Consider the following 12,502-nt stretch of genomic DNA (forward strand, 5'->3'; position numbering starts at 1 on the left):
GCCTTACCCTTCGACCCGGTGCCAGACGGGGCCGTCGGCGAACAGGGTGATGGCCGACAAGGCCTCGCCGTCCAGCATGACCGCGGTATCGCCCCACCAGTCGGGTCGCCCGCCATCGATCAGCGCCTCGGCATGGCGGACCGCGATGGCGCAGACGAAGCGGCGGCCGCCGAGCGTCCGGGTGAAGGCGATCACCCGGTCCTGCCAGGTGCCGGTGACGGAAAGCGGCTGATACCCCTCGAACGCCTGTTCGCGACGCAGGTCGAGCAGATCGGCGATCAGTGCCTGCTTGGCGCTGCCGCGGGTATCCAGCAGACGCTGCAACCGGGCGTAATCGACGGGGCGGCGGTTGTCGGGATCGACAAGGCTCAGGTCGCGATCCTCGCTGCCCTGATAGCAGTCCGGGACACCGGGCACCGTGCAGCGCAGTGCCGCCTGTGCCAGAGCCGTCGCATCGGCGGCGGGGGCGAGCCGCTGGACGAACTCGGCCATCGATCGGCGGAACTCGGCACCGGCCGGTTCGGTGAGCAGCGCCTCCACCAGCTTTTGCGCACGTGCTTCATAGGCTTCGTCCGGTGCCTCCCAGGACGAACGCAGCTTGGCCTCGCGCAACGCTTTCTCCTGCCAACCCTGTACGCGTTCCGCAAAGGTGGCGAGGTCGTCGTCATCGGGCCATGCACCGAACAGCGTCTGGATCAGCATGTACCAGTCGGCCGGGTCGACACCCTCGGCATCCTGCCGGGTGAGGTCGCGCCATTGCTGTACCTGATCGCGCCACAGGTGCGGCACCGCGCTCACCACCGACAGGTGGGCGCGGACATCCTCGCCGCGTTTATGATCATGCGTGGCGGTGGTCAGCATCGCGCAGGGGAACTGTTCGGCGCGGCCCTGCATCCGGTCGTGGAACGTAGCGATATCGAGCGCCATACGCGCGGCATCGAAGCCGACGTCGTTGCGCGAAAGCAGCCGGCCGTAGCGGTAGAAGGCGGTATCCTCGACCGACTTGGCGGCGATCGGGGCGGAGAGTTGCTGGAAGCGACGCACCGCCTCCACCTTCAATGCGGGATCGCCGGGGCCCTCGCCGGACAGCCACTCCAGCACCTGTTCGAGAATGGCGGTCTCGCCGGGCGGGATGAAGCGCTGGACGCGCCGACGGGCCTCGGCCCGGATGGCTTTGTCGGTTGCCGGCGCATCGGGGCCATAGGTGCGGTACACCGGAAAGACCCAGAGCAACCGTTCGATGGCGCGGCGCCACATGGCGGGCGTGTGCGCGGAGGTTTCGGCCGCGGTGCCGGCGAGCTTTACGAACGCAGCGACGCATCCGTCCAGTTGCCCGGAGAATTGCCAGGCGAGCATGTCCTGTCGCGCGCGCAGTTCCTCCGGCGCGAAATCCTCGCTGCCGCCGCTGATCTCGGACCATAGCGTACCGAGGGGCTCCGCGCCGTCCGGGTCATGGAGCAGCGCGGCGACCTCCTCCATGAAGTCATATCCGCTGGTGCCGTCAACGCCCCAGTCGGTGGGCATCGGCTCGTCGGCGGCGAGTATCTTTTCCACCACGATATAGGCGGGGCCGGCCGGAGCGTCCGCTGCGCGCGGCAGCGCGTCGAGCCGTTCGCGCAGCATACGGCAATAGCCGGCAGGGTCGGTCAGGCCGTCGACATGGTCGATGCGGACGCCGTCGATCATGCCCTCTTCGTACAGGCGGAAGTAGAGCGCATGCGTTTCCTCGAACACGGCCGGGTCTTCGATGCGCAGGCCGGCAAGCTCGCTGATCGTGAAGAAGCGGCGCCAGTTGAGTTCGTCGTTGGCGGTGCGCCAGGAGGCGAGGCGGTAGTGTTGGCGGGCGAGGAGCTCGGGGAGGGGGAGCGTCCGTGCGGCGGCCTGGTCGTCGTCGCGGATGGGCAGGCGGTGTTCGCCATAGGCGACCAGGCAGGCGCGGCCGTCATGGCTTTCCACCGCGATCTGGTCGTCCGCCAATACCTCGGCAAGCGGGGCGCCCAGGATCGGCAAGACGAGGCGGTGCGACCAGTCGATGTCGAAGAACCGGGCGTAGCGGCTGCCCTGTCCCCTCGCCAGCACGTCGTTCCACCACGCATTGCCGCCGCCCGCGACGCCCATATGGTTGGGGACGATGTCGATGATGACGCCCATGCCGCGCGCGCGCAGTGCCGCGACAAGCGACCGGAACGCCTCCTCGCCGCCCAGTTCGGGATTGATCCGGGTGGGATCAATCACGTCATAGCCGTGGGTCGAACCCTTGGCCGCGACGGTGATCGGCGAGGCGTAGACGTGGCTGATGCCGAGCCGGTCGAGATACGGAACCAGCGCCTCCGCATCCTGGAAGCCGAACCCTTCGTGGAACTGGAGGCGATAGGTGGCGCGGGGGGTCATGCGGGGGTCCGGTGGTTTAGGGTGTGGATACGGGCGGCCACAGCCGGTCTGGCTAGCAGGGCGGGGGTGGTGTCGGGCAGGCGGCGGCGCCAGTTGGGGTGTTCATCGATGGTGCCGGGCAGATTGGGTTGTTCCTCAAGCCCCAGCAGATCCTCGACCGGGATCAGCGCGACCGGGCAGGGGGTGGCGGCGACGCGCGCGATCGCGGCGTCGACCACCAGTTGCGGATCGGTGGGCTCCGGCGCGTCGCCCGCACAGGCGCGCCACAAAGCGGTACGATCGTCCACGCGCAGCGCCATATCGGGTTCGGGCGAGCGGTCGGCGATCCTTGCCCGCCACGCAATGTCGCGGCCCAGCCACCAGCCGGCGACGGTGGCGATATCATGCGTGCCGGTCATCGCCACGGCCTCGCGGTCCCATTCCGCCGGCGGCACGAAGCCGCCATCCTCGTCGCGCTCGAACGGCAGCACCCGCATGCCGAGCAGACCGGCCTCTGCCATGGTATCGCGGAAACCGGGCGGAACGGTGCCCAGATCCTCGCCGATGACGATCGCGCCGGCGCGGTGCGCCTCGATCTTCAGGATGCGCAACAGATCCTCGAACGGCATCTGGAGATAGGCGCCCTTGTCCGCGCTTTCGCCCTCCGGGATCACCCACAGGCGCTTGAGGCCGAGGGCATGGTCGATGCGCAGGCCACCGGCATGGGCAAAGGCGCTGCGCAGGGTGGCGATGAAGGGAGCAAAGCCGGTGCGGCGCAGCGCAAAGGGGCAAAGCGCGGTGATGCCCCAATTCTGCCCGTCCGGCCCCAGCGGATCGGGCGGTGCACCGATGCTGAGCCCGGTCAGCAGCTCGTCGCGGCGGCTCCAGCCGTCGCTGCCGTCGCCTGATACGCCGATGGCGAGATCGGCGATGAGGCCGATCGGCATGCCGGCCGCGCGACCGGCCTCCCCCGCGGCGGCGAGCGCGGTTTCGGCACGCCATTGCAGGTAGAGATAGAAGTCGATCGCATCGGCATGATCGGCGACGAAGCGCGCGACGGCGGGGCCGCCCGCATCGTGAAACGCCTCCGGCCAGTCGCGCCAGCCTGTGGCACGGTCGCGCTGGTGGAAATAGCTGTGAAGCGCATCAAAGGTGGCGTGCGCGTGGCGTTCGGGCGTGCGGAAGGCGGCAACCGCCGCGCGGTCCTCCTGCGAGCGCCGGTCATAGTCGATGCGCAGGTCCCGCAACCGATCGGGGATCGCCGCCGACCAGTCGATCAGGTCGTCGCCACCCAAGGGTACAGCGGCACCGGCAGGGGCGAACAGCACGTTGCGATACAGCCGGCTGGACGGTGCATAGGGGCTGTAGCGGGTGGCATCGGCGGGAAAGAGCGCGTGCGTCGGGCTGATCGCGACGGCAGCGGCGCCAGCTTCGCCGAACGCGCGCATCGCCTGCGCCAGCGTGCCGAAGTCGCCGAAAGCGCCGGGGGTGTCGCCGCGGAGCGAGGGCAGCTGCATCGCGGTGGCCCATAGCGCCTCCCCCGGAACGGCGGGGCAGCGCAGCGGGGCGACGGCGATCGTCCAGGTCTCTCCCCCGGCGAGCAACCGATGATAGCCGGGCTCGGCGATCGGGGGCAGGGCGCCGTCCCCGCCGATCGCCACGCTGCGGCGGGTGCCGTCTTCCAGATCGAGTTCGCCTGTCAGCCCCGCCAGATGCGCGGGCAATGCGATGGGCCGACCGACATCCGCCGTGACGAAGGGCGCGGCATCGCCATTCGTGCGAAGGCAGGCGAGGATCGCTTCCAGCACCGCGTCCGAAACACGCTGCTGGCGGCCGTCCGCGTCTTCCCATTCGACGCACAATCCCGCGGCCTCGGCGCGGGCGGTGAGGTCGGTCATGCGCTGAGCCACGCGCCGAAACGGTTGCCCTCGGCATGCAAGCGCTCGCCGGGATGATCGGGCAGCGGCTCGGGCGTATCGGCAAGGTCGATGACGATGGTGAGCGTTGCACCGTCGGCGAGGCGCCACTGTGCCTCAACCCGCGCATCGCCCAGCGCCTGCGCGGCGATGCCCTTCGCACCGGACAGGCGCGGGACGATGCGGTCGCGGCGCAGGGCGAGCAGCCGCGTGTAAAGATCGCGCCAGGTGCCTGCGTCCGGGCCGGGCGTGGGGGCGGAGCGGCGGAAGCTATCCTGCGCATTGGGATCGGGAATACGCTTGCGTGCCTCGGGATCGGCAAAGGCGTCGAACTTGGCGAATTCCTTGCGCCGGCCTTCGCGCACCGCATCGGCCAGTTCGTCGTGGAAATCGGTGAAGAACAGGAAGGGTGCCTCGCTGCCCGTCTCGTCGCCCATGAACAGCAGCGGGATTTGCGGGCAGAGCAGCAACAGCGCGGTGGCGGCGCGCAGCTTGTCGGAGCTGGTGAGCAGGGTCAGGCGCTCGCCCATCGCACGGTTGCCGATCTGGTCGTGATTCTGGAGGAAGGACACGAACCGGGTGGCGGGCAGATGGCCGGAGGGCTTGCCGCGCGGCTTGCCGTCATGATTGGGCGACCCCTCACCCTGATAGATGAAGCCTTGATGCAGGCAGCGGGCGAGGCGCTGTGCCGGCTTGTCGGCGAAGTCGCTGTAATAGGCGCTGGTCTCGCCGGTCAGCAGGACGTGGAGGACGTTGTGGAAGTCGTCGTTCCACTGCGCGTCATACACGCCGTCCGCCAATCGGTCGGCATCGTTATTCTCGTTTTCCAAGACCAGATGGACATGGCGGTTGGGCAGGGCGGCACGGATTTCCCGCGCCATCCGGTCGAGGAACCCATCGTTGGCGATGGCGTGGACGGCATCGAAGCGAAGGCCGTCGAACCGGTATTCGTCCAGCCACATCAGCGCATTGTCGACAAAGAAGCGGTGAACGGGATCGGCATCGACCGCGACCGCGCCGCCCCACGGCGTATCGACATCCTGATGGAAGAAGGCGCCGGCATAGGCGCCCAGGTAATTCCCGTCGGGGCCGAAGTGATTATACACCACGTCGAGGAACACGGACAGGCCGTGGCCATGCGCGGCATCGACCAGCGCCTTCAATTCGGCGGGCGTGCCATAGGCCTCCGCCGGCGCATAAGGCAGCACGCCGTCATAGCCCCAGTTGCGGGTGCCGCCGAACGCGTTCACCGGCATCAACTGGATCGCGGTGACGCCGAGCGCGGCAAATTCGGGCAGGCGTTCCATCACGCCGGCAAAGCCACCAAGGACGCCGGCATGCAGCTCCATGACGACGGTTTCGGCCCATGGCCGGCCGCGCCAGTCAGGATGCCGCCAGCCATGGGCGGGGTCGACGACCACGCTCCAGCCGTGCACGCCGCCATCCTGGAGACGGGAGGCGGGATCGGGGACCGCAAGGTCCGGGCCCAGCCGGAACCGGTAGCGGGTGCCCGCCGGGGCCTGAGCCTCGGCGGTGAACCAGCCATCGTCATGCCGCTGCATCGGGGTGGCATCGCCGCCATCGATTTCCAGCGTCACCGTGTCCCGGTCGGGTGCCCAGAGGCGGAAGGCGGCGCGACCGCCCTCCGTCGGCGTCGGTCCCCAGGCGCTCATTGCTCGTCCGGCTCCGATTGCTCGAAAGTGCTGAGCCAGGTCAGCAGAACCGCACCCTGCGGTGCGACCTCGTAGCTGTCGCCGATCTCGATCTCGCCCTGATCCGGCTTCGCACTGTCGACCAGCACCATGCGCTGGGCATGGGGCGGCGGAAGCTGGAAGGTGATCGGATCGCCCGAAGCATTGAGCAGCAGCGACACCGCCTCGACCTGGCCGTCCTCCGTCCGGCTGGCGCGGCGCATCATCAGCGCGCGGCCCTCGGGATTGTCCCAATCCTCCGAACTCAACTGCTTGCCCTGTTCGTCCCACCATTCGATGTCGTTGATGCCGTGGCCGGGCGTATCCTGTCCGTAGAGGAAGGTATTCGAGCGCAGCACCGGATAGCGGCGGCGCAACGCCGCCAGCCGGCCGGTGAAGTCGATCAGCGCCTGACCCTCGGGCGTGTCGGCCGCCTTCCAGTCGAGCCAGCTTATCTCGTTATCCTGGCAATAGGCGTTGTTGTTGCCGCCCTGCGTCCGCCCGAACTCGTCGCCCGCGACCAGCATCGGCGTGCCGAGCGAGGACATCAGCGTGGTCAGCATCGACCGCATGACGCGGCCGCGCGCGTCGTTGACCGATGCATCGTCGGTCGGCCCTTCGACACCCCAGTTGCACGATGCGTTGTGCGAATGGCCGTCGCGGTTATCCTCGCCATTGGCCTCGTTATGCCGTTCCTCGTACATTACGGTATCGGCGAGCGTGAAGCCGTCATGCGCGGCGAGCAGGTTGACGCTGGCCCAGGGGCGGCGCGCCCGGCGATCGAACAGGTCGCCCGAGCCGGACAGGCGCGCGGCCAGATCGCCGCGTTTGCCGGGTTCGCCCTTCCAATATTCGCGCACCGTGTCGCGGTACTTGTCGTTCCATTCGGCGAAACCGGGCGGGAAGTTGCCCAGTTGATAGCCGCCGGGGCCGACATCCCAGGGCTCAGTGATGAGCTTCAGCCGGCCCAGCACCGGGTCCTGGCGCAGCACGTCGAAAAAGGCGGAGCCGGGGTCGAAGCCATCCGCCTCGCGCCCCAGCGTCAGGCCGAGATCGAAGCGGAAGCCGTCGACGCCGAAGCTGGTCGCCCAGTAGCGCAGGCTGTCCGCCACCATCTGGATGACCCGCGCCTTCGACATGTTCAGCGTGTTGCCGGTGCCGGTGTCGTTGATCGTGTAGCGCGGGTTATCCTGCACCAGCCGGTAATAGCTGGCATTGTCCAGCCCGCGCCAAGACAGCGTCGGCCCCTTTTCCGACCCTTCGCAGGTGTGGTTGTAGACCACGTCTAGGATCACCTCGATCCCCGCCTTGTGCAGGCGGTGGACGGCGCGGCGCAGTTCGTCCTGGCTGTCGCTGGAAAAATAGGCCTGTTCCGGCGCGAAGAAGCCGAGCGTGTTGTAGCCCCAATAGTTGCGCAGGCCCTTTTCCTGAAGGAACCGGTCTTGGGTGAAGCTGTGGATCGGCAGCAGCTCGATCGCGGTCACGCCGATGCGCTTCAGATGCTTGATGACGGCGGGGTGGCCGAGCCCGGCATAGGTGCCGCGTTCGCGCGGCGGCACCAGTTCCATCAGCTTGGTCAGGCCCTTGACGTGCGCCTCATAGATCACCGTCTCGGACCAGGGGGTGTTCGGCCGCTTGTCGCGTGACCAGTCGAAATGATCGTCGACCACGACGCATTTCGGCATGGCGGGCGCGCTGTCGCGCTTGTCGAAGCTCAGATCCTCCTTTTTCGAGCGGATCTGATAGCCGTGCAGCGCATCGGTCCACTTGATCGTGCCGTGCAGCTTGCGCGCATAGGGGTCGAGCAGCAGCTTGTGCGGGTTGAAGCGGTGTCCCGCCTCCGGCTCGTAACGGCCGTGCGCGCGGTAGCCGTAGAGAAGGCCGGGGCCGACGTCCGGCAGATAGCCATGCCACACCTCGTCCGTGCACTCGGGCAGCGCGAAACGCTTCAGCTCACGCTTGCCCTGGGGGTCGAAGATGCAGAGTTCGATCGCGTCCGCGTTTGCGGAGAAGACGGCAAAGTTCACGCCCTCCCCGTCGAACGTCGCGCCGAGCGGGTAAGGCGATCCGGCCTCGAGCCGGTCGGGGAGTGCGTGCAAAGAATGGGTCTCCGGCGTTTAGTGTCGCGGGGATTCGGTGATTGTGCTGGATCAGGCCTGCTTGGCGCGGGGCTTGCGCGGCTTGCGGGCGGGGGTGGCGCGCGGCTTGGGCGCGGCGGGCGAGTCGGCGGGCTCGGCCGCGGGGGCCGTGTCCTGCGTATCGGTCAGGGGCGTATCGGCGGCCGGGGAATCGGCGGGTTCGGCGGCGGCGGCATCGTCGTCGCCCAATTCGAGTTCGGCCTGGGTCCAGTGATCCCGGTCGCGGCCATGCGGCTCACCTTCGGCCTGCCACAAAGCATATGCGCGGTCGCGGACCTTGTTCTCGCGTTCGGCCACCCTGACGTCTCCCTCTTGCCGGGCACACGAAATGGTGCGCCACGGAAGACGAAACGGTGATCGGCCGTTTCGGCTCCGCGACGATCCGAAATTCTTTGGGGGGAGGGGGCCGTGCCCCCGGTCAGTGCGCGGGTTGCAACAGTGGTGCGCGGGCGTCGGTCATCGTCACGCGGCGGATCGTGCCATCCGGGGCATAGTCCAGGCGGTCGATCGCGACCTGTCGTTCGCCGCGGAACGGCGGTGGGCTGCCCGGCCGCTCCCAGCGGTGATAGACGATCAGCCAGCGGCCATCGGGCGCCTGCACGATGCTGTGGTGGCCCGGCCCCTTGCGGTGCTTGTCGCTGGTCAGGATCGCGCCGCGATACTTCCAGGGACCGGTCGGCGACGATGCGGTGGCATAGTGCACCGAATAGTCCGGACCGTTGAAGCGGCCATGACTGTACGACAGGTAATAGATGCCGTCACGCTCGTGCATGAAGGCGCCTTCGGTGAACTCGGGCGGGTTGTCGACCGGCACCTCGCGCGCGACATGGATCATGTCCGGCGCCATCTCCCAGACGCGCAGCCGCGATCCCGCGCTGCCGCCGGCATAAAGATAGGCCTTGTTGTCCTTCGGGTCGACGAACACCATCGGGTCGATCGCCTCGAATCCCTGTCCGCCGGTGACGAGCGGGGCGCCGCTGTCGCGGTACGGTCCCTCCGGCCGGTCGGCGACCGCGACGCCGATGCGGCTGGGGGTCGGGTTTTGCGGGCCGACCGAGTAATAAAGGAACCACTTGCCGTCGCGGGTGGCGACGCCGGGGGCCCAGAGGAAATGCTCGGGCGCGCCGTCATCGCCGATCCAGCGGATCTGGTCGCGGCGGATCAACTCGCCGCGGTTGCGCCAGGTCTTCAGGTCCTTGGACGAGAAAGCGCCGAAGCGGTCCGCAGCCCAGCTTCCGCCGGGGCCGCCGGTCGGGAAGACCCACAATTCGCCGTCGATCATCATCGCGTGCGGATCGGCGCCCTGGAACTGCGGATTGTCCGCCAGTGCGCCGCCCGCCAGGGTGAGCGCCATGGCGGCGGCAAACCAGTGCCTTTTCTTCATCAGCATATCCCCAATGGCCGTTCAGAAGCGGAACCGGATGCCCAGCGAATAGGTCCGTTCCAGATAGACGATCTGCCGCGCATACTGGTCGCCCGCATCGTTGAACTCGCGGTAACGACGCAGCGGGTTGCCGAGCAGGTTCACGATATCGAACGCGACGGTGATGTTGGGCATCGGCGTGACCGTGGTCGAGAAATCGAGCTGGCCGCGGCCCTTTTCCACGATCGCCCCGGTGCGCGGCGCGCCGTTGGCATCGACGTCCAGATTGACCTGGCCATATTCGAACACGAAGTTCGAGCGGTAGTTATACGCCAGTCGTGCCGAGAAGAAGGGACGTTCGTACAACCCGACAAGGTTGCCCGACCATTTCGAAACGCCGGTGAAGCGCAGCCCACGCCCGGCGACGTTCGGGTTGCTGCCCAGATCGCTGGCCAGGTCGCCCTCCGAATCGACATAGGTCGCGTTGGCCTGGACGCCGAAGCCTTTCGCCCAGTCGGGTAGCCCGTCTATGTCGAGGAAGCTGGTGAACTGCACCTCGGCACCCTGGAAACGCGTCTGGCCGGTATTTTCGGGCAGGTTCAGCCGCGACGGGCCGAAGCCGACATCGACGCCCTCGCGATTGACGCGCGAGATAAAGCCCTGTGCATCGCGCCGGAACAAGGCCGCGGTCATCGACCCCGCACGCGAAAAATACCATTCCAGGCTGATGTCGTAGTTGTTCGACGTCAGCGGATTGAGGTTCGGATTGCCGCCGCTGATGTTACGCAGATTGCTGTTGATGCACTGCGGCAGCGACGGGTCGGCCTGGCATTCGGGCGAGATGGTGGGCGGCGGGCCTACCGTCAGCGTCGGGTTCAGGTCAAAGAAGTTGGGGCGGGTGCGGGTCTGATTGTAGTTCAGCCGCAGTTGCAGCTCATCGCCAAAGCGGAAGCGGGCGCTCGCATTGGGCAGATAGTCGGTATATTCGTTCCTGGCCGTGATCGGGTCGAATGTCGGCGTTGCCGCGCCGGAGGTCTCGTCCCGCACGAACCCGCTGATGCTGACCTTGGTCCGGATCGCCCGGATGCCGAGCAAGCCGTCGACCGAAATGCTGTCGTTCAGATCGGCGCCGTACTTCACCTGCGCATAGGCGGCGAGCGCACGCTCGTTGGCCTGGAAGTTTTCGGTCGGATTGAATGCGGGCAATCCTTCCGGGGCGCCGAAATAGGCGCGCAGCTGATCGATATTGTTGCGGATGCTTTCCTCGGAAAGCCCGGCGAACGAATAGACCGGGAAATTATTGTTGAAGCTGAAGGCGGGCCGCGTCTGCCGGACGGTCGCCGGCAGCGCGGAAATCGGGATGTTCAGATCGCGATACAGCGCGTTGGCGGGATCGTTGTTCAAACGATCGATATAGGGGGCACCGCGATCACGATTGGCATCGCGATCATTGTAGCGCAGACCCGCCTGGATCCGCTTGATGAAGCTGCCCTCGTCGAAATCATATTGGGTGTCGCCGCGAAGCTGGATGTCCTTGCCGCCGACCTTCAGATGTTCCTGGAAGAAACCGCGGACATTGAAATTGTTCGGGTCGCTGGGATCGAAATCGACGAAGTTGAACGTCGGTCCGCCATCCGGCCCGTCGAACAACACCGTGCGCGTCGGCGAACGGGCGAAGAGATAGTCGATATTGTAGAGTTTGAAATCATAGGTCGAGCGCGTGTAGGCGCCGTCGACCGACCATTGCAGCCGATCCCTTTGCCATACCATGCCGCCACCGATCTGGTAGGTATTGGTACGGCCGGATGCCGACGTGTAATAACCATCGGGTATGCTGCCGCCGACGACGGTGGCGCCCTGCGCCACATTGGCCGCGCCGGGCCGCGTCGTCAGATTCTGCAACTGGAAGTCGGGGCCGCCGAAGATCGGGACGAACATCCACTGGTTTTCGTCGTGGCTGCGATACCCCTGGTAGAGCCCGTCGACATAGACCTCCAGTTCGGGGCTGGGACGCCACTGGAATGCGGCGTTGGCCGAGGGGCGGAAGCGGTTGCCGTTGCTGGTAAAGCGTCCCTGCGCATCCGGGTAGCGGATGCCGGCGCCGGCACCGGGCGCGCTTTCGGCCGTGGTGGTGCCGATCACGACCGATTGTTCACGGGTCGCATCAAGATAGTTGAGGCCGACATAGGAGGCGTTGACCAGCAGGCCCATCTCACCGATGCCGGTATCCCACCGGTCGCTGACGAGCAAATTGCCGTTCCATGTCGGCTTGCCCGATTGCTCCCAGTGAACGCCGTTGAGCGAACCCGAAACTTCGAACCCGTTGAAGTCGAACGGGCGACGACCGCGGACGTTGACCTGCCCGCCGATGCCGCCTTCGATCAGATTGGCGGTGCCGTTCTTGTACACCTCCAGCGCGGCGACGGTGCCGGCGGGAAAGTCCTGGATCGCGACGAAGCGGCCCTCGGCGGTGAAGATCTCGCGGCCGTTATAGGTGGTGCTGATGTCGGGCAGGCCGCGGATCTGCACGCCCGCCGCCTCGCCGGCGCCGCGCGTCACCTGCACGCCCGAGACGCGGGCGAGGGCGGCCGAGGCGAAGGTGTCGGGCAGCTTGCCGATATCCTCCGCGACGATGGCATCGACGATGCCGTCCGAGTTGCGCTTGAGCGCCTGCGCCGACTCCAGGCTGCGACGCAGGCCGGTGACGACGATCTCGCCATCGTCGGCGGGGCCCTGCTGGCTGGAGGGGGCCGGGACGCTGGGATTGGCGGACAGGTCGCTGGGCGTGTCGGGCTTGGGGGTTTCCTGCGCCACCTGAGCGTGTGCCGGCATGGCAGCGAAAAGTCCGACAAGCATCGCGGTCGATGCGCGGAGCAGCGCCTTGTCCTTCATGATATCCAACCCCTGTTTCGTGCCCGGCATCTTTGCGCCTTGGATCACAGGCAATTACCGCATTTGTCGGAGGTGACAAGTGAGATTTGAACGGTAAGCCAAACGGACCACGGGATAAAAATAGCGCGTCCG

7 protein-coding genes are annotated in these 12,502 nt (G+C 66.9%); all 7 read right to left on the reverse strand.

Going from position 1 to position 12,502, the window contains the following annotated elements:
• Positions 1 to 3: 3 nt before the first annotated feature.
• The 7 genes from treY to NPJ82_RS08135 all read right to left on the reverse strand — a co-directional run bounded on the left by treY (position 4) and on the right by NPJ82_RS08135 (position 12,400).
• Positions 4 to 2,391 carry a malto-oligosyltrehalose synthase gene (treY, locus tag NPJ82_RS08105; protein ID WP_342658942.1) on the reverse strand — a complete coding sequence of 796 codons (2,388 nt, stop codon included), beginning with the start codon at positions 2,389 to 2,391 and terminating at the stop codon, positions 4 to 6.
• Positions 2,388 to 4,268, reverse strand: coding sequence for a 4-alpha-glucanotransferase (malQ, locus tag NPJ82_RS08110; RefSeq protein WP_342656954.1), 1,881 nt, complete (start codon positions 4,266 to 4,268; stop codon positions 2,388 to 2,390). Before malQ ends, treY begins: the two co-directional genes overlap by 4 nt.
• Positions 4,265 to 5,959, reverse strand: coding sequence for a malto-oligosyltrehalose trehalohydrolase (gene treZ, locus NPJ82_RS08115; protein ID WP_342656955.1), 1,695 nt, complete (start codon positions 5,957 to 5,959; stop codon positions 4,265 to 4,267). Before treZ ends, malQ begins: the two co-directional genes overlap by 4 nt.
• Positions 5,956 to 8,076, reverse strand: a complete 2,121-nt coding sequence (gene glgX / locus NPJ82_RS08120; protein ID WP_342656956.1) for a glycogen debranching protein GlgX — start codon at positions 8,074 to 8,076, stop codon at positions 5,956 to 5,958. The genes treZ and glgX overlap by 4 nt, the downstream gene beginning before the upstream one ends.
• Before the next feature lie 51 nt (positions 8,077 to 8,127).
• Positions 8,128 to 8,412, reverse strand: coding sequence for a DUF2934 domain-containing protein (locus NPJ82_RS08125; protein WP_211368606.1), 285 nt, complete (start codon positions 8,410 to 8,412; stop codon positions 8,128 to 8,130).
• A 121-nt stretch (positions 8,413 to 8,533) separates the two neighbouring features.
• Positions 8,534 to 9,499, reverse strand: coding sequence for a family 43 glycosylhydrolase (locus NPJ82_RS08130; protein ID WP_342656957.1), 966 nt, complete (start codon positions 9,497 to 9,499; stop codon positions 8,534 to 8,536).
• A gap of 21 nt (positions 9,500 to 9,520) precedes the next feature.
• A complete protein-coding gene (locus tag NPJ82_RS08135) occupies positions 9,521 to 12,400 on the reverse strand; it encodes a TonB-dependent receptor (protein WP_342656958.1) in 2,880 nt (959 codons plus the stop codon).
• Positions 12,401 to 12,502: the final 102 nt, after the last annotated feature.

It is taken from the genome of Sphingomonas sp. NY01 (genome assembly GCF_038809135.1).
Classification (GTDB): Bacteria; Pseudomonadota; Alphaproteobacteria; order Sphingomonadales; family Sphingomonadaceae; genus Sphingomonas; species Sphingomonas carotinifaciens.

Excerpts from the sequence above, each read along its gene's own strand:
- treY (WP_342658942.1), bottom strand. The coding sequence starts at position 2,391 with ATGACCCCCCGCGCCACCTATCGCCTCCAGTTCCACGAAGGGTTCGGC.
- NPJ82_RS08130 (WP_342656957.1), bottom strand. The coding sequence starts at position 9,499 with ATGAAGAAAAGGCACTGGTTTGCCGCCGCCATGGCGCTCACCCTGGCG.
- malQ (WP_342656954.1), bottom strand. The coding sequence starts at position 4,268 with ATGACCGACCTCACCGCCCGCGCCGAGGCCGCGGGATTGTGCGTCGAA.
- treZ (WP_342656955.1), bottom strand. The coding sequence starts at position 5,959 with ATGAGCGCCTGGGGACCGACGCCGACGGAGGGCGGTCGCGCCGCCTTC.
- NPJ82_RS08135 (WP_342656958.1), bottom strand. The coding sequence starts at position 12,400 with ATGCCGGGCACGAAACAGGGGTTGGATATCATGAAGGACAAGGCGCTG.